The 19,344-nt window shown below is 37.5% G+C and carries 14 protein-coding genes and 1 other RNA gene; 13 read left to right on the plus strand and 2 right to left on the minus strand.

Annotation, left to right across the window (positions count from 1 at the left end; translation table 11 throughout):
- Positions 1-27 precede the first annotated feature (27 nt).
- Both map and D9V35_RS02995 read left to right on the plus strand, forming a co-directional pair.
- A complete protein-coding gene (gene map, locus D9V35_RS02990) occupies positions 28-816 on the plus strand; it encodes a type I methionyl aminopeptidase (protein WP_162988552.1) in 789 nt (262 codons plus the stop codon).
- 520 nt (positions 817-1,336) lie between these two features.
- A complete protein-coding gene (locus tag D9V35_RS02995; protein ID WP_122123311.1) occupies positions 1,337-2,998 on the plus strand; it encodes a dihydroxyacetone kinase subunit DhaK in 1,662 nt (553 codons plus the stop codon).
- Between the two features lie 79 nt (positions 2,999-3,077).
- Here D9V35_RS02995 and D9V35_RS03000 read toward each other — a convergent pair whose 3' ends face one another.
- The gene (locus tag D9V35_RS03000; protein WP_122123312.1) at positions 3,078-4,427 is read right to left on the minus strand and encodes a discoidin domain-containing protein; all 1,350 of its coding nucleotides are present in this window, start codon (positions 4,425-4,427) and stop codon (positions 3,078-3,080) included.
- Positions 4,428-4,606: 179 nt separating this feature from the next.
- Between D9V35_RS03000 and ggt the strand changes: the two genes are divergently transcribed.
- The 7 genes from ggt (at position 4,607) to folB (ending at position 11,041) form a co-directional block, all read left to right on the plus strand.
- Positions 4,607-6,442 carry a gamma-glutamyltransferase gene (gene ggt, locus D9V35_RS03005; RefSeq protein ID WP_122123313.1) on the plus strand — a complete coding sequence of 612 codons (1,836 nt, stop codon included), beginning with the start codon at positions 4,607-4,609 and terminating at the stop codon, positions 6,440-6,442.
- A gap of 87 nt (positions 6,443-6,529) precedes the next feature.
- Positions 6,530-6,624: signal recognition particle sRNA small type (gene ffs, locus D9V35_RS03010), an RNA gene on the plus strand.
- 95 nt (positions 6,625-6,719) lie between these two features.
- Positions 6,720-8,711, plus strand: a complete 1,992-nt coding sequence (locus D9V35_RS03015) for a DNA polymerase III subunit gamma/tau (RefSeq protein WP_122123314.1) — start codon at positions 6,720-6,722, stop codon at positions 8,709-8,711.
- A 30-nt stretch (positions 8,712-8,741) separates the two neighbouring features.
- Entirely contained in the window at positions 8,742-9,065 is a 324-nt protein-coding gene (locus D9V35_RS03020; RefSeq protein WP_110438740.1) for a YbaB/EbfC family nucleoid-associated protein, read from the plus strand.
- Between the two features lie 81 nt (positions 9,066-9,146).
- Entirely contained in the window at positions 9,147-9,740 is a 594-nt protein-coding gene (gene recR, locus D9V35_RS03025) for a recombination mediator RecR (RefSeq protein WP_122123315.1), read from the plus strand.
- Positions 9,741-9,824: 84 nt separating this feature from the next.
- A complete protein-coding gene (locus tag D9V35_RS03030; RefSeq protein WP_110438742.1) occupies positions 9,825-10,631 on the plus strand; it encodes an SDR family oxidoreductase in 807 nt (268 codons plus the stop codon).
- A gap of 14 nt (positions 10,632-10,645) precedes the next feature.
- Positions 10,646-11,041 carry a dihydroneopterin aldolase gene (gene folB / locus D9V35_RS03035; RefSeq protein WP_122123316.1) on the plus strand — a complete coding sequence of 132 codons (396 nt, stop codon included), beginning with the start codon at positions 10,646-10,648 and terminating at the stop codon, positions 11,039-11,041.
- A gap of 174 nt (positions 11,042-11,215) precedes the next feature.
- Here folB and D9V35_RS03040 read toward each other — a convergent pair whose 3' ends face one another.
- Positions 11,216-11,539, minus strand: coding sequence for a TIGR02300 family protein (locus D9V35_RS03040; RefSeq protein ID WP_122123317.1), 324 nt, complete (start codon positions 11,537-11,539; stop codon positions 11,216-11,218).
- Between the two features lie 155 nt (positions 11,540-11,694).
- Here D9V35_RS03040 and aroA point away from each other — a divergent pair, with 155 nt between their 5' ends.
- The 4 genes from aroA to D9V35_RS03060 all read left to right on the plus strand — a co-directional run bounded on the left by aroA (position 11,695) and on the right by D9V35_RS03060 (position 19,293).
- Positions 11,695-13,038: a 3-phosphoshikimate 1-carboxyvinyltransferase gene (aroA, locus tag D9V35_RS03045; protein WP_122124254.1), complete on the plus strand. Its 1,344-nt coding sequence runs from the start codon at positions 11,695-11,697 to the stop codon at positions 13,036-13,038.
- A 42-nt stretch (positions 13,039-13,080) separates the two neighbouring features.
- A complete protein-coding gene (cmk, locus tag D9V35_RS03050; RefSeq protein WP_122123318.1) occupies positions 13,081-13,725 on the plus strand; it encodes a (d)CMP kinase in 645 nt (214 codons plus the stop codon).
- A 244-nt stretch (positions 13,726-13,969) separates the two neighbouring features.
- Positions 13,970-15,697 carry a 30S ribosomal protein S1 gene (gene rpsA / locus D9V35_RS03055; protein ID WP_110438746.1) on the plus strand — a complete coding sequence of 576 codons (1,728 nt, stop codon included), beginning with the start codon at positions 13,970-13,972 and terminating at the stop codon, positions 15,695-15,697.
- Between the two features lie 242 nt (positions 15,698-15,939).
- A complete protein-coding gene (locus tag D9V35_RS03060; RefSeq protein ID WP_122123319.1) occupies positions 15,940-19,293 on the plus strand; it encodes a glycosyltransferase in 3,354 nt (1,117 codons plus the stop codon).
- The last annotated feature ends 51 nt before the right edge of the window (positions 19,294-19,344 follow it).

Raw genomic sequence — 19,344 nt, forward strand, 5'->3', positions numbered from 1 at the left:
TGATAAAGTCTTATTGGAGAGTTAGGAATGACAGATCGTCGCATGATGTTTTACACTCAAGAGGATTTTGTTGGGTTAAGAGCTGTGGGACGTTTGGCAGCAGAAACACTTGACATGATTACTCCTCATGTTCAGGAAGGTGTTACAACAGACGAACTTAACCAGATTATTCATGATTATACAATTGATAAAGGTGCCATTCCAGCACCACTTAACTATCGTGGTTTTCCAAAATCTTGTTGTATATCTATCAATCATGTAGTTTGTCACGGTATTCCTGGAGATCGTAAATTAAAAAATGGAGATATTGTTAATATCGATGTTACATCTATTCTTGATGGATGGTTTGGTGACAGTAGCCGTATGTATGTCGTTGGCAAGGCCTCACGTTTGGCACAACGATTGATAGATGTAACCTATGAAAGTCTGAAAAGGGCAATAGATATTGTTAAACCCGGGAACACTTTGGGAGATATAGGTTACGTCATTCAGCAATATGCAGAATCACAGCGTTTTTCTGTTGTACGCGATTTTTGTGGTCATGGAATTGGACGCGTTTTTCATCAAGAACCCAATGTATTGCATTATGGAAAAAAGGGGCAGGGACTTGTGCTAAAACCAGGAATGGTTTTCACTATTGAACCTATGTTAAACGCTGGTAAGGCAGACGTTAAAATTCTTGATGATGACTGGACAGCCGTAACGCGTGATCGATCTCTCAGTGCGCAATTTGAACATATGATGGGAGTAACTGAAGATGGATGTGAAGTATTCACCTATTCACCCAAAGGTTGGAATTGTCCTCCTTATATTTGATGATTTTTATCAAAATGGAAATTAATAAATCAAAATTTGATAAAGAGTTATATAAAATGAATATTTGTTTGAAATTCTAATTTAAGACTAATAAATTCATCAAAACAATATAGATGAGAATTTCAAAAACGTTGTAATATTGAGTTATTTAGAATTTCTAGATAGAGTTGAAACTTAATTTCAATCAAGTTTTTTATTTTTGGAAACTCCAAATAATTATTTATTTATAAAATTATTATAAATTAAAGTATTTACCATAGGATAAGAATGCTTTGGTCTTGTATTTAAACAATATATCAAGACCAAAAGTTTTAATTAATGTTTTAAAAACGTTCATTAAACTGGCATTATTATAAAATTGACTATCGAGCATTATAAATGATGTTAATTTGTTTAGTTCAATTAAAATTATAAATAATAAAACAAACGGTTGTCTTATTAAGTCTTTATTTAATTATTATATATAGATATTATAAGTCAATTTATAGTGATTTGAACTTTCAAAAATGAAAGATATAAAATGTCCAATTTCTTTTTTAATGATCGTGCTTCATTAGTGAATGATGCTATTGAAGGTACATTAGTCACAGCTCCCTATAATAATCTTGTGAAACTTGATACTGACCCTTCTATGCGAATTGTGGTTCGTAAAGACTGGGATAAGAAAAAAGTTGCCGTTATTTCGGGGGGGGGATCTGGACATGAGCCTACTCATTTGGGATTTGTCGGTAAAGGGATGTTGACAGCCGCTGTATGTGGCGATTTGTTTGCCTCTCCTTCAGTTGATGCCGTATTGACCGCCATTACAACAGTAACAGGTGAAGCTGGCTGTTTATTGGTAATCAAAAATTATACAGGAGATCGTTTAAATTTTGGACTTGCGGCTGAAAAGGCAAAACAGTTAGGCTACAAGGTAGAAGTTGTTATGGTTAAGGATGATATTTCTTTACCTGACAATAAACAGCCACGTGGTATTGCTGGCACTATTTTTGTCCATAAAATGGCCGGTTATGCTGCCGAGACCGGGTATTCTCTTGAGGAAGTTAAAAAATTTGTTGATTATGCAAATAGGCAGATTTTTAGCCTGGGAGTTGCCATGACTGGGTGTGATTTACCCCAGTCCCAAAGTGATGATAAACGAATTCCGGAAGGGTCTATTGAACTGGGTCTTGGTATTCATGGTGAACCAGGCGCCACGACAATTAATACTCAAAATAGTCGTGAAATCATGGATATCATGACAGCAAAAATCAAGGCTTGTATAAATGATTCGGATCGTCTTGCCGTCATGTTGAATAATCTGGGCGGTGTTTCGGTTACAGAAATGGCCATTTTGGCTAAAGAACTTTCATATTCTGCACTTGCTTCAAATATTGACTGGATTGTAGGACCAGACTGGTTTACGACAGCGCTTGACATGAAGGGTTTTTCATTATCAGCCATGGTTTTGGATGACAAGATCGTCAGCGCTTTGACAGCACCTGTTGAAATTACAGGATCTTTTAAGGCTGTTCAACCTGCTAAAATTGTACATATGCCTGTTAATCCTGTTGAAACTAAAGTGCAATTCACACCTTCTGATAATCCAGTTGTGGCACATATTATCGCCGTTGTTACAAAGACATTAATTGATCTTGAAGGAAAATTGAATGATCTGGATGCCAAGGTTGGGGATGGAGATACAGGTTCAACATTTGCTGCAGGGGCAAGAGGTATTGCCGAATTGTTAAATACCAATCAATTACCCCTAAACGATCTGACAAAACTCTGTCTAGTCATTGGTGAAAGACTGGCTGTTGTTATGGGGGGCTCCAGTGGCGTTTTAATGTCGATTTTCTTTACTGCAACAGGTCAAAAAATAGCTGAAGGTTCATCATTTGTTGAAGGTCTTGTATTTGGCTTAAAACAGATGAAACATTATGGTGGGGCTGACCTGGGGGATCGTACGATGATTGATGCGTTACAACCTGCTTTGGAAATATTGCTTAAAGATCAGAATGATTTAAAAGGCGCCGTTCAAGCGGCTGAAAAAGGCGTTGAAAATACGGCAAAAGCAACGAAAGCAAATGCAGGACGTTCATCCTATTTGAACAGTGGTAGTTTGGCGGGAAATCCTGATCCGGGTGCTGTAGCTGTCGCAGATGTTTTTACAGCCTTGTCAAAACAGTGTCCAAATAGATAAGTTATAAATTATTCTTGAAAAGCTGGCTATGTTGTAATAACAAGCTAGCTTTAATTTTTGGATAATGAGAAATCAAATTTTATTGGTCATATACTTCTACTTGATTTAAATGTAATATATTTTCGTCATAAAGACTTATTTTGACATACTGGGCGTTAATATTATTCACTCTTATAATTAATGGATTGCCATCGGCTCCACCAAAAATAATTCCGTCAGGATAATCAGCGACAATTATCCAGTTTTCGTGATCATCAGATATTTCAACTTTTATTTTTGAGGCACGATCTTCAAAGTTTAGACGGTTATAAATTATTATATGTTTAATGTTGATTGTGCGAGGTAATTCCAGTTTCCACCAAGGGTTATATTCCGTTGCAGTATGAAAATTGTAATCTGGACCAATACGTCCATTAACTGCGCCCGCAGCATCTTTGTATATGTCATTGAATTTTGAATGTGCACAAACGGATGATTGTGAAGCTTTACCACCAAGCGCCCAGTTCACGGCCTCAGGTTTTTTTATCCATCTTTCCTGAAGTGCAATTTCATTGAATTGTTGATAAAAACCCACATTTCCTGTCTTTTTTATTGTATCATGAATATATTGATAAAAGTCACTGGGCTTAAGATTCTTTAGACCTCTTCTTAATGAAGAACGTGGATTGAAAATTGGATTGATACCGTCATGTGTTATGCAACGTTCCACAAAATCCTTGCCTTTGACAGGATGGCATATCGTTCCATGAATATTAACATATGGATCAAGATAGTAATAACCACTACAAAAATCATATGGTTGTAATTTGCAGAAATTGCGCAATTCTTCTACAATAGGGTTTTCCATTTCAAAAACAGCTGATGGAATAAATCCCTCACAATATGGCCATATGATGGAATTATCATTATTGTATAGGTGTGAAATTTCCTGTTTTTTTACAAGAAGATGGTCAATTGCCCGGGCGGATAGTGCCAATACTGGTAAAAAACAATATTTAGAATTTTTAAAATAGGGTGTTATCGTATCTTTGAAAACCCAATGATCTGGTATACTTAAAATGTTGTGGGCAATTAAATCTGTCTGTTTTTTTTCAAGGGATGTTATTAAGGGGTCTAGATTAATATTTATTAAGACATCATTTTCAATCATTATATAATGATTATAGTTAGGCAAGGCTTTGCGTAAGGCATATAAAGGATAATCAGCGTTATACCATAAAGTTTTTTGACCGGGAATATTCGGGATATTGAATTCAGAAAAATCAGAGGTATGACCTATTTTAGGAAAATCACCTACATCCAAGATCTCCCTGCTTTCATCAGCAAGAATAACAAAATCAGCTTTGCTAAAAGAACCTTTAAGGCGTCTTGCCATATATTCGATATCATCATTCCAAATATGAGTTCTAAATGCAATAATAACACTCATTGAAAAAACCTTAAAATAAAATATTGAAAGTTAATATATATTTTGTAAGTGTTATTTTGTCTATTTTTATATTAAAAATAAAATTGTGTTATGTTTGTTTATGCAAGATATAAAGAATATTTCTTTAATAGATTTTTTCAGAAATATTTTAATTAAATAATACACGTTCAGGAAGTAATATGAAAAGCGTAATTAAAGAAATAAGACAAAAAAAATATAAATATTCATTAGGTATATTACTCCTTTCAAGTGGTTGTTTTTCTGGGGTAGTTTATGCGCAGGTTGGTAATGGGGTTGATGCCTTAGCATTTGGTGAGGTTGCTCAAGAAACTATGTCTTCAGAACCTGTTGTGGCGTCAAAAGGAATGGTTGTTTCGGCAAGTAATCTTGCTGCAAAAATTGGATCTGAGGTTTTAAAGAATGGTGGAAATGCAGCTGATGCAGCTGTGGCAGTTGCCTATGCAATGGCGGTTACCTATCCTGCCGCTGGAAATTTAGGGGGCGGGGGGTTCCTCACGCTTCGTTCACCAAATGGACAGGCTTATTTTATAGATTTTCGAGAGAAGGCGCCAAAAGCAGCAACTTCCAATATGTTTGTTGACAGTAATGGAAAGAAAATTCCCAATGCTTCTATATTGGGATGGAAAGCTGTTGCTATTCCGGGAACGGTGGCAGGTATGGAAATGTTGCGTAAACGATGGGGAAGCAAGTCTCGTGCGGAATTAATGGCTCCAGCTATTAAACTTGCGCAAAATGGATATATCCTGACGCAGGAAGATATCGATCTGATGGCGACTTCTCTGTCTGATTTTGCCAAAGATCGCAATGCAGCTAAAATTTTTCTTAAATCAGACGGAAATCCATGGAAAAAAGGGGATATCTTTCGTCAAAAAGATTTGGCAGATACCTTGCAAACTATTTCAAAGCATGGGGAAGATGTTTTCTATCATGGTTCAATTGCAAAAAAAATAGTTGATGCCAGTAAAAAGCATGGTGGAATATTGTCCTTGAAAGATTTTGAAAATTATCATCCACGAATGATGCTGCCATTAACTTGTTCTTATCGAGGTTATCATATTGATACAGCCCCGCCTCCAAGTGGAGGGGGAATAGCTTTGTGCGAAATGTTAAATATTTTATCCGGTTATGATTTACATAAAATGGGTCTTCAGACAGTTCCTGCGGTGGAAAGACAGGTTGAAGCAATGCGTCGGGCCTATTCAGATCGGAGAGATTTGGGGGATCCAGAATTTGTTGATAATCCTGTAAAACACCTGAATGATCCCGATTATGCAGAAAAAATACGTCAAAGCTTGACCTTTAAAAAAGCGGTTAATTCCTCTGATTTGATTCCCGGAAAGGTTACCGAGGTAACATCGTCGAATAAGAAGGAAAGAAAAGCAGTAATATCACATGAAAGAAATGAAACGACGCATTTTTCTGTTATTGACAAGGATGGCATGGCGGTTTCATTAACCTATACGCTTAATGGCTGGTATGGAGCGAGGGTTGTTGCTGGCAATACCGGTATAATTATGAATGACGAAATGGATGATTTCTCCACGGTGCCAGGTGAAGCAAATATGTATGGAATAATCGGGGGTAAGGCTAATGAAATTGCCCCGGGAAAAACGCCCTTATCTTCAATGACACCAACAATAGTTTCCAAAGACAATAAGGTCTTTATGGTAATAGGCAGTCCCGGGGGGTCAAGAATTCCCACTATTATTCTTTCTGTGATAACAGGTGTCATTGATTACAAAATGAATATTCAGCAGGCGATTAATCTCCCCCGTATACATGAACAATGGCAGCCTCAGGGAATTCAGCTTGAACATAATGCGTTAAGTGGTCAAGTTCGTAAAATTTTAAAAAGAAAAAACTATCCCTTGGATCTTTACTCTACTTGGGGAATTGCCGAAGGGATTCTTGTTGGACATGATAAAAACGGAAAGACTGTTTATTATGGCGGGATGGATTATCGTCATGCTGGCGGGGGAGCGATAGGATATTAATTTTTGATTATACATATAAAAAATAATTTTTTTGAAAATCAAAAAAAATACTTGCCAATTTTTTTTAATTTGTAATAGAAAGAAACTGGAAAGCTTGGGTGGACGAACACCTTGTGAACTCGGTCAGGTCCGGAAGGAAGCAGCCATCACGAGTATCGTTTGGGTCATTCAAGCTTTCCTTGGATTTAAGACAAATAAATTAGAATCTCAGGTAATTTAGTGGTATAATCAAAATTCGCAAAACCTGATTTTATCATATTTTCTGGAATGGTTGTTAATGAAAGATATTCCGGACGAGCAATTACCCACCCCAGATATAGAGTCTGCTGGATTATTTGAATCCTTATCGAGCGATGATTCTGAGGTCAAACCCTCATCTGATGAAAAGTTCTATCGTGTCTTGGCACGAAAATATAGACCTCAGGATTTCAAGGATTTGATCGGTCAAGAAACGATGGTACGCACTCTGCGCAATGCTTTTGCAATGGGTAGAGTTGCTCATGCTTTTATGCTTACGGGAGTTAGAGGAGTTGGCAAAACAACAACCGCCCGTATTATCGCGCGTGCATTAAATTGTATAGGGGTTGATGGTCAGGGTGGACCTACGGCAGATCCCTGTGGTGTTTGTCCAAATTGCAAGGCAATTTTGGCAGATCGGCATCCTGATGTATTGGAGATTGATGCAGCTTCTCATACGGGTGTTGATGATGTAAGGGAAATTATAGACGGTTCACGTTTCCGTCCCATTCAGGCCAGGATGAAGGTTTATATCATTGATGAAGTTCATATGTTATCGCGTAATGCGTTTAATGCATTGTTGAAAACACTCGAGGAGCCACCTGACCAGGTTACATTCATTTTTGCGACAACTGAAATTCGCAAGGTTCCCGTAACGGTATTATCACGTTGTCAACGGTTTGATCTGCGACGTGTCCCGCAGGATCAGCTAAGTCAATTTTTTCAAAAAATTTCAAATCGGGAAAAAGTAAACATATCTGATGAGGCTATTCATTTGATTGCGCGTGCAGCTGATGGATCGGTCCGGGATGGTTTATCCTTGTTAGATCAGGCTATTGCACTTGGCCGTGCCACTATCCCTGATCAGCCAGAAAATGATAAACTGGATCATGAAATAACGGCTGAAGCTGTTTCAGGCATGTTGGGATTTGCGGATAAAACCCTAATATTCGATTTACTTGAAGCAATTATGTCAGGAAAAGCTGATCAGGTTCTAAGCTTGACTGAACAGGCTTATGCAGGCGGCGTTGACCTAGGTGTGTTATTATCCGATCTTCTGGAACTAATTCATCTTCTTTCAAGAATGAAATCATTGCCAAATCTGCGAAATGGTTCTGAATTATCAGAACTTGAACGAAATCGTGGTGGTCATATGGCTTCCATGCTTTCCATACCCGTATTGGGTCGCGCATGGCAAATGCTGCTTAAAGGGATCAAGGAGGTTGATATGGCTCCCAATCGTAAGGCAGCAGCTGAAATGATTTTGATTCGTTTATGTTTTATAGCCGATTTACCCACTCCTGGTGAAATAATCAATCATTTATCCAATTCCCCGGAACAGAAGTCAGACCAATATTCTCATCATTCCTCATTATCATCTTCAGATATGCAATCATCAAAGCCAATGTCATTGGTATCTGTATCAAAAGAGGGTGGCAATTTTCATGGATATGGTAAAACTTATGCCTCAAATTCTTTGATACAACCAAAATCTGAAGTCCTGTCATTACCTAAACAAAATCCCGAGATCGAAAACCCCAAAATTTTATGGAACAGTTGGCGGGAAATCATATCTTTTGTAAAGCAGCAACAGGCTGCAATTTTGCATGCCCATTTACGTAACGCGGTTCATCTGGTTAAATTCGCACCACCAATGATTGAAATAAGAATTGAAGATAGGGCTCCCGCAAATCTGCCCCAACAATTATCAAGATTGTTGAATGAACATTCAGGGTTGCGATGGACAATTGTTCTTTCCCAGCAAAAAGGTGAACCAACCTTGATGGAACAGGAATCTTTACAGGTTCAGGCCGATTTTGACAAAGTTGCATCTGAACCAATCGTAAAAGAAATTATGCGTATATTTCCTGGGGCTGTTGTTAATAAGGTTATCAATCCACATCTTGATGAATATGGTCTATTTCCAGAACACAATTCATTTACAGACAGGGATGAGCAAAGTATGTCAGATCTTGAAACTGAAAAAAAATCAGCAATGATAGATGATTTTGACGAATTGACATATAATTAGTCCCAAAATTAAATTTTGAAAGAGAATTGAATGAAAAATTTTGCCAATCTTATGAAACAAGCTTCTCAAATGCAAAGCAAGATGACCGAGATGCAAGAAAAGCTTGCCGCCATTACAATTGAGGGTGTATCAGGGGCTGGTATGGTAACTGTAACATTGGGTGGAAAAGGTGACATGAAATCTATAAAAATCGATCCGAAATTGGCTGATCCAGCTGAAATGGAAATGTTGCAGGATCTTATTGTTGCAGCTTACAGTGACGCACGTAGGCGACTTGATGAAACAACACAGGAGGAAATGCAGAAAGTTACCGGGGGAATAAATCTTCCTGAAGGTTTAAAATTTCCTTTCTAATTTGACCAGAAGTTATTTTGTGAATATTGGTAATAAAGGTAATTTGTTGTTAGTTAATTATCTTGGTAAGAAGAGGGTATCGTGGGTGGTCCTGAAATTGAACGGCTAATTTCTTTATTTGGTAAATTACCTGGTTTTGGACCACGTTCGGCGCGTCGTGCTGTTTTGTCATTACTAAAACAGCCACATTCCCGTATGATTCCCTTGGCAAACGCGTTAGAACAGGCAGCCAAGATGGTGAGAATCTGTTCTTCCTGTGGTAATTTGGATAGCAGTGACCCATGCCAGATCTGTAATGATTTAAATCGTAATCGTGACTTGATTTGTATCGTTGAGACAGTTGGGGATTTATGGGCACTGGAAAAAACCGGAGCGTTCAGGGGATATTATCAGGTGTTGGGCGGCACCTTATCCCCCTTGGCTGGGGTAGGGCCAGAGGATTTAAATCTAGCGCCTCTTTTAAAAAGGTTGAAGCGCAATGAAGTCAAGGAAATTATTCTTGCACTTGGTGCTACGGTTGAGGGTGTAACAACTATGCATTGGCTATATGATCAATTGTTACCCTGGCATGTAAAAATTACCCGTGTTGGTCAAGGCATTCCAATGGGTGGCTCACTGGAAATTCTTGATGAAGGAACCCTGACAGCGGCTTTGACCGCCAGACGTCCAGCTTAGTTATGCAAATTCGTAATTTTTTACTGCAAAAATCATGTTGTTTATGATAATAAGTTGCATCTTTACAAAATAAAGGAAAGTTCTGTGTCCAATCAAGGGAGATCAACTAATTTTTTCCCAGTTTCTGATTCACTCCCTAAAGTTGCTTTTATTACGGGGGCGACCGTAAGGTTAGGGCGTGAAATTGCTTTAACCTTGGCAAGATTTGGATTTGATATTGTTTTACATGCCCGTAAGCGCACTCAAGAAGCTGAAACATTGATAGAGGAAATTCGGCAGCTTGGGAGAAATGTAATTCTACTGACAGCCGATCTTTCCGATGCTGATCAGGTTAAACGCCTGATGGGACTGGCAGTAGAGCAATTGGGATCAATGGGTATTCTGATTAATAATGCAAGTGTATTTGAGCGCGATGAATGGGATAGTGTAACCCTGCAATCCTGGCAAGAACATTTAATGCCCAATTTATGGGCCCCTTTTCAGTTAATTCAGGATTTTGCAAAATTATTACCGAAGCAATCTAGTGGATGTGTTATTAATTTGCTTGATCAACGTGTATGGTCTCTAACACCACATTTTGTCAGTTATACAGTATCCAAATCCGCATTATGGACATTAACACAAACAATGGCCCTAGCATTGGCACATAAATCAATTCGAGTCAATGCAGTTGGACCCGGTCCAGCAATGGCCCATAAACGTCAAACCGCCGAACAATTTGCCAATCAATGCAAATCTGTTCCGTTGCAGCGTGGCACGTCTGCACAGGAAGTGGCGCGAGCGGTACTAAGCTTGATATGTTTACCATCTGTGACGGGACAGATGATCGCTTTGGATGGAGGGCAACATTTACAGTGGTCACCGACATTAATGCCAGATAAAAACGAGTAAAACAGGATTTATTTATGAATTTTTCCCTAGTATGGTCAGGGCATTATGACATACCCTTACGTCGTATTTTTATTCGTGACTTAATTTTGATGGCACGTATAGGTGTTTATGATTTTGAACAGGAAAATATTCAGCGTATTCAATTGAATATTTCCATTGGAATTCAGGAAGAAAAAGGCGTTGGTCCAGACATTTTATCCCGGACGGTATCCTATGCGGATATTGTTGATGATGTAAAAGACACTGTTCTTCAGACCCATTTTCATTTGGTCGAAACGTTGGCTGAGACCTTGGCTGACCGTATCTTGAAGGATAAGAGGATTCAGGTTGTTCGCGTCATGATTGAAAAACTGGATATTATTCCGGAGACAGCTGGGGTCGGCGTAGAAATTGAACGATGGAATAGATAAAGTCTGCTATTAATACCAGAAAATTTGCAAAATACTTTTTTATCTTCAATTGATTAAATACAAATTTATTAAAATTCAAGTTTGTTATGATATCAAATGCGATTTAAATGGTAAGACTGGTTGATGTATTTATAACCAGAAAAGAGGAATTCATAATGAATTCCTGTATCATTTTTAAGAATCGTTATCGTCGTCGTTATTTTTAATTGCTTCTATTTCAGAGCCGATAGCATCAACATCGTCCTCAAGATCTGAAGCATCCTCAATTACATCATCGACATCAGCATCTGAATTTTCCAGATCATCAGTATCAATCATGGTATCGATTTCTTTTTCTTCGTCCAGATTGCCACTTCCTTCAATTTGACGATGACGAGGTAGTTCAATGGGTTGTTCAGTGCCACATTTTGGGCATACAGGTAACATTTTGTTTAAATCATAAAAACGAGTCCCACAAGCACAACATGTTCTTTTAATACCCAATTCTAGCTTGACCATTTATGTATCCTGTTCTCTGATCGAAAAAATAAAACATAAATATGGCGAAATGCCAGTTTATTGTCTTATTGTCAAATGATAAAATACGATTTGTTGATTTAAATCAAAGTTTTTTTTGTTTTTATACTCTATTTGTTAAATTGGAAAATAAAATTATGACAGTTACTCACTCAAAACAACCACTTGTTGTTTCTTTTCTACAACAGCCTTTGAAAGGTAAAGTGAATGTTCCAGGTGACAAATCAATCAGCCATCGTGCTCTAATGTTATCGGCTCTGGCAAATGGAGAAACAAAAATCACGGGGTTGCTTGAGGGTGAGGATGTTATGCAAACCGCTCAGGTCATGCGTGCTTTGGGAGCAATTATTCATCAAAAGGCACCCGGTGAATGGCACGTTATAGGCAAGGGGGTTGGATATCTGAATGAACCCGATGATGTTTTGAATATGGGAAATTCCGGAACGTCGGCGCGGTTGTTGAGTGGGATTTTATCAACACATAATATTTTCAGCGTTATGACAGGTGATTGCAGTTTGAGAAAACGCCCCATGAGAAGAGTTATAGAACCCTTGAGCCAGACTGGTGCCCAGTTTATTACGCGCAATGAAGGACGTTTGCCTATGGCGATCAAGGGAGTGGAAAAGGCTAATCCCGTTACATACCGGTTACCTGTTGCGTCTGCCCAGGTAAAATCCGCCATTTTGTTGGCGGGTCTAAATGCCAATGGCATGACAATTGTAGAAGAACCGATTGCAACAAGAGATCATACAGAAAATATGTTGAATCATTTTGGGGTAAAGGTTGATATTAGCACTTTAGCTGAAAAAGGTCGCAAAATCTGTTTGCAAGGCCCAACAAAACTAGTAGCTAAAGATGTTAATGTTCCAGGTGATCCATCCTCTGCTGCATTTTTGATGGTAGCTGGCTTGATTATTTCCGGATCAGAAATACTGATAGAGAATGTCGGACTTAATCCTTTGAGAACCGGGGTAATTGAAGCGTTGAAAATGATGGGAGCAAATTTGCAGATATCTAATAAGCGTCAGGAAGGTGGTGAAATAACGGGTGATATCATTGTTAAAAACACAACATTAAAGGGTGTTGATCTTCCGGCTTCAATTGTCCCATCCATGATAGATGAATTTCCAATTCTATCGGTTGCTGCTGCGTATGCCAAAGGCGAGAGCCGTTTTAGAGGATTGGAAGAATTACGGGTTAAGGAAAGTGATCGGTTTAATAGCATCATAAACATGTTGCGGAAAAATGGTGTTTCTGTTGAATCTCACGGAGATGATATGATTATTGAGGGTACCTTTGGTAATATTCCAGGGGGAGGCGAAGTTGAAACCCATATGGATCATCGATTGGCAATGAGCGCTTCAATCTTGGGATTAGTTGCAAAAAAAACGATAACTATCGATGATATTCGTTTTATACGCACCAGTTTTCCTGGATATTTTGAATTGATGAATTCACTGGGATGTGGATTTCAAATATAAAATATAATTATAACTTAATATAAAGGCTAATAAATATTCATTATGGATAAAAATATAATTATAGCAATCGATGGACCTTCAGGAGTGGGAAAGGGAACATTGGCCAAGTCAGTAGCTGATTATTTTTATTTACCTTATCTTGATACGGGATTGCTTTATCGGGCAGTTGGTAGAAAAATGCTGGATGCAGGTGAAAAACCAGATTCCAAATCTGTCCTGGCTTTTGCTGAAAATCTTCAAGAAAAAGATTGGTTAAGAAATGATCTGCGTATACCTGAAGTGGATAAAGCGGCCAGCCAGGTTGCTGCCAATCCAAAAATCAGAGCCGCTTTATTAAATGTTCAACGCAATTTCGCCATGTTAAGAGGCGGGGTTATGGATGGTCGGGATATTGGAACGGTCATTTTTCCTTCCGCTGATTTTAAATTTTATCTTACGGCCTCACCAAGGATACGGGCAGAAAGACGCTGGTTGCAATTTGCGAATTCTTCAAAAGCGGAAAATAAAGAACAGCAGATTAACAAAATAGAGATGGATTTGAAAACCAGGGATGAAATGGATTCGTCTCGAGAAGTAGCTCCGTTAAAACCTGCAGAGGATGCTATTGTAATTGATACAGATCATTTGACAGCTCTGGAGGTTCTAGAAAAAGTGGTTAATAAAGTAAAAAGACATAATAATTGTTAAAAAGATAAGAAATTTAAATTTATCTTTAATAAAATATTGAAAAAAAAGTAACTTCCTTATATGCTCCCCTCTATTCTTAAAGAATAGAATAAATTATTTTTTCGTTGAAATTGTTTCATGAATTCAATCGTGAAAAAGTCGTATTTTTATAAATAGATTCATTCTATTTTGGAAACGCGCAAATTAAAGTCTGTATATAAAAGGCAATATTTGTCTTTAAATGTGACTGGGATTACAGAAACTCATGGCTGCAGCCACCACACAAACCCCTAATGATCATTTTGGTGGGGAAGATTTTGCTACGCTTTTAGATGAAACCCTTGGACAAGATATTGGGTTCGAAGGCTCCGTTGTTGTAGGTAAAATTGTTCGTTTAACGGATGATTATGCAATCGTTGATGTCGGTTTAAAAAGTGAAGGACGTGTTCCTTTAAAAGAATTTGCACCTGCGGGTGTAAAGGCAGAAGTTAAACCAGGCGATATGGTTGAACTTTATGTGGAACGTTACGAAGATCGTGACGGTTCAATTCTGCTTTCACGTGAAAAGGCACGTCGTGAAGAGGCATGGTCTGCTCTTGAAAAAGCATTTGAAAATAACCAACGCATAAACGGAACCATTTTCGGTCGTGTCAAAGGTGGATTTACTGTTGATTTAGGTGGGGCAATGGCTTTCTTACCTGGATCACAAGTTGATATTCGCCCTATCCGTGATATCAACCCCATGATTGGTGTGGCACAGCCTTTCCAAATTTTGAAAATGGATCGTGCCCGTGGGAATATTGTTGTTTCTCGTCGTGCGGTATTGGAGGAAACACGTGCTGAACAACGCAGCGAGTTGATACAAGGATTAAAAGAGGGCATGATTCTGGATGGTGTTGTAAAGAACATCACGGATTATGGCGCCTTTGTTGATTTGGGTGGTGTTGACGGATTATTGCATGTCACGGATATAGCCTGGAAACGTGTCAATCATCCAGCTGAAGCTTTACAGATTGGTCAGCCGGTACGTGTTCAGGTTATTCGTTTCAATCCTGAAACTCATCGTATTTCTTTGGGTATGAAACAGCTTGAAGCTGATCCATGGGAAAATGTCACAACAAAATATCCTGTTGGCTCACGATTTACTGGTCGCGTTACAAATATCACGGATTATGGTGCTTTTGTTGAATTGGAACCTGGAGTCGAGGGGCTTGTTCATATTTCCGAAATGTCTTGGACAAAGAAAAATGTTCATCCCGGCAAAATTGTATCAACATCTCAGGAAGTTGATATTGTTGTATTGGATGTTGATAGTTCAAAACGTCGTATTTCATTAGGTTTGAAACAGGTTCAACCAAATCCTTGGCAACAGTTTGCTGATACACATCAGGTTGGTTCTGAAATTGAAGGTGAAATCCGCAATATCACCGAATTCGGCCTGTTTATCGGTCTATCAGCCGATATTGATGGTATGGTTCATATGTCTGATCTTTCATGGGATGAACCTGGTGAAGTTGCTATTACTCACTTTAAAAAAGGTGACGTTGTTAAAGCAAAAGTACTTGATGTGGATGTTGAAAAAGAACGTATTTCATTGGGTATCAAACAGTTAAGTGAAGATTCTGTTGCAGATGCACTTGCAAAAGTCAACAAGGGCAGTATTGTTACATGTACCATTACCGGTATTCAACAAAATGGTATTGATGTAAGTGTTAATGACATTTTAAGTGGATTCATACGACGTACCGAACTTTCTCGTGACAAGGCGGAACAACGTCCGGAACGTTTTAACGTCGGTGACCGTGTAGATGCTAAGGTTGTTTCAATTGATAAAAATGCACGTCGTTTAACCTTAACGATTAAAGGACGTGAAGTTGAAGAGGATAAACAGGCTATTTCTGATTATGGGTCTTCAGATAGTGGCGCCTCCTTGGGAGATATTCTTGGAGCAGCTTTCCGACGCCGGAATGAAAATGAACCGGATGTAGAATAAGTTTTTATTATTTTTAATTTTTAAAAAACAGGCTTTGTAAAAAGTCTGTTTTTTTATTGATACAATTTATTCTTTTAATGAAAACTGTTAAAAGATAATTTTTATAATTTTAAAAAATTATAATTCAAATTGGTTGTGATTACGCAATCTTTTGTAGTATATCGTATATAAATTATATTTTTTACTAAAATCATAGATTTTGTTACTTTTTCTAATTAATTAAGAATTATTAAGTATTTATCATGGCAGTCATTTACAATACAAATTATACGCATAACTCTAATTCTTACCTAACTCTAGCTGTTTTTTGGGCAGCAAAAAAACTATGGGGGGATGATAATGTTGTTGTAGTTGATAATATGGATATCTTGTCAGTTGCAGCAAGTGGAGAACATGAAGTTATTATTTGTATTGATGGACAGCGAACTGATTATGAATTGATGAAAAGGCTTAGACCGTGTTTTAAAACCATGATTTTCTGGGCTTTTGAAGATCCTTTCATGTTGGATTTCAATGTTCAGGTAACGACTATTTTTGATTATGTGTTTACAAACGACCCTATTTGCGTGAAGGCCTATCAAACAGAAGCATTTTATTTACCTTTGGCTGCAAGTGATCAAATTCATTATCGTAAAGTGAAAGAAACTGATGCGCTGGATTATGATATATGTTTTGCGGGGACAATGTGGCCAAACCGTGTTGATATTTTACGTCGTGTTATAATTGCCTTTCCCCAGGCACGGTATAAATTGATTTGCCCTGGGAATGAATATTTGCCACCTTTGCCAGCTGATTTGAGTGAAAGGGTTATACATAGACCTGTAAGTATTGAAGCGTTTACTGATTTTGCCAATGCAAGTAAAGTTACCTTAACAATGTTTCGCAATTATGCCAGTCATGGAGATATAGGGCAGGCAACTGCACCTGGTCCACGTCTATATGAATTGGGTTTGGCTGGTGCAGCACAGATTGTGGAATTGCCAGCAGGTATGAATGAGAAATATTTAAAAGAGATTAATGGCGTTGCTATTGCTCATAATACTGAAGAAATCATTAAACAGATCGCAGAGGTGATTGAAAAAAAGAATATCAGAAAGAAAATGGCGATTTCCTCCCAGCAATCTGTAATGAAATCACATTTGTATCAAAATCGTTTGAAAATTATTGAAGATGTGACTCAGGCGGATTTTTCTTTAAAGAAAAAAGAGAAAAAAATTATTGTTGAATCTCAGTTTAAAAAAAAATTGAAGGTCTTATTTGTCACGCATTCCACTATTCGTGAACAAGTATGGGGTGGCATTGAAGTATATCAGCAGATTATTTCTTTTGGACTAGTAAAAGATGTGGAATTTTATTATTGGCTTCGTAGAAGAGGTGCATGTACGCTAACAGATTCCAATGGTCAAGAATTGGAACGGTTTGACATGCCAGATGTGGGCTGGTTGGATTCCATGAATGATGCCGGGGAAGAAACTGCCTTTTCGAATATAATTAATCAATATGGATTTGATGTGGTCCACATTCAGCATTTAGGCCATCACACTCTTTCCTTACCGATTATAGCCAAGGCTTGCGGTGTTGGAACGGTTTTTTCTTTTCATGATTTTCTGGCGGTTTGTTCTCATTATAATCTTTTGAATTACGAACAACGTTACTGTCGTATTGAAGAAAATAAAGATGTTGGAACTTGTGATGTTTGTCTTAAAATTTCTGAAAAGCTGGATTTTGGTGTGCAACAGACACGACGTGCATTTGTTGGAAAGGTCATGAAATCCATTGATGCGTTTTTATATGGAACACAACATTCGTTTGATGTGGCAAAATATATTTATCCTGTTGTGGAAAGTAAAAAAAATTATATTCTTGGTATCCCTTCGCCAGACACAACAATACCTTTGATAAAAAAAGAGTTCAAGCCCTTGGAAGGCAGAAAACTGAAAGTTGCGACTGTTGGTAATTTTATCCGTTCAAAGGGTGCAGATACGATTTTATCCATATTACAGACTGCCAATCCAAATTTGTATGAATTTCATATTTTTGGATATATGCAGCCTGACTATGAATCTGTCCTAAAAGATTTGAAACTTGATAATATTATATTGCATGGTTCATATGGATTGGGTGAAGTTTCGGCATTGCAAGTAGCAGATGTAGCCCTGATATTGTCAATATGGCCCGAAACTTATTGTATATCGCTTTCTGAAGTTTGGCAGAATGGGCTAATTCCCATTGTGACAGATGTTGGTGCGTTAAAAGATCGTGTGCAGGATGGAATTAATGGATTTACGGTTCCCATCGGGGATGTGAATCTGGTTATTGATCGATTGGAACTGATACGTTCGGATGAAATATTGCGTCAGAAGCTTATCAATAACATTTCACCTGATTTATGGGTCAATTCAAAAGATTATGCTGAAAAATTATTGCAAGTTTACGATGAAGTCGTTCCTATAAATATGTTGGGTAACAGCGGGTTGCGATGGGATATAGGGCGGCTTCATTATATTCCACATGCATCTTGGAAAGAGCAGGCACCACCTCGTCATATTTTTGATGCGCCCACAAGTAGCAGTCTTTATATCGAGCTTCCACAGGAAATTGAAGATTGGGCAGTTGTACAGGGAGCACATTTTTATATTGATGATATCTGTTATCATATTCTTAATGTCGATGATGACAGCAAATTTAAAGAGGCAGATGAATTCCATATTCGTGGATGGTTTATTTATCCTGATATGTCCAATGCGGGAAATTTGTATACGGTTTTGATTCATCAGGATAGTGATTTGACAATTTTCTTAAAATGCGATCGAGAAAGTCGGGAGGATGTGGCATCTAATTTTGTTAATGCTCCTGTACGAAATGGATTTTCGTGTAAATCAGCATTGAGAGGAAAATGGTGTGAGGGCCGTTTCAGAATTGGCTTGATTAATGTTGTCAATGGAATAGCGGCATTTCAACTAGCTGGTTACGAAATAAAGGTTAACGCCGGAAAAGTTGTTAAAATCTATAATGAATTTCATGATAATCAGGTTATATTAGATGATTTTCTGCGTATTACTGAAAAAGATGGTATTATGCGTGGAATAAAATTAAATGATATTTCTGAAAATAGATTGTTTCATAAAAATTTAGGTAAACTAGAATATTATATTCAAAATTTATCTACGGATGTTAATCCGGAAAATGAAAAAGCAGGGAATTTGCTTAAAATTTCTGGATGGGCCTTTGATCGCACAACAAGTAAGGCAGGGCAGATATATCTTGCCTTTGTTAATGAATCTTTTAAAAACTGTTTTTTTGTTGCCACATCAAGATTTATTCGTCATGAAACAATTTCAGTTTTTCAAAATGTTCCATTAAACAATGGCTTTTACATACAATTGGATTTACAGAAAGGATATTCTCTAAAATTAGAAGGAAAATTTCAAATTTTTCTGATTAATCTCATTCATAATGAATTTTTGGTTGTTCCAGTGAATATTTCTGTGAATTTTAAAAATAACCAGGTCAGTAATATTATGGATGATATAATAAATGAAGATACAATTGATCAATATACGGATTTTTTGAAAAGAAAATTATTTAGGGAGTGATTTTAATTAATAAAAATAATTTCAAATAAATTTTAACTAGCGATAAGTATA

Source organism: Commensalibacter melissae (assembly GCF_003691365.1).
Lineage (GTDB): Bacteria > Pseudomonadota > Alphaproteobacteria > Acetobacterales > Acetobacteraceae > Commensalibacter > Commensalibacter melissae.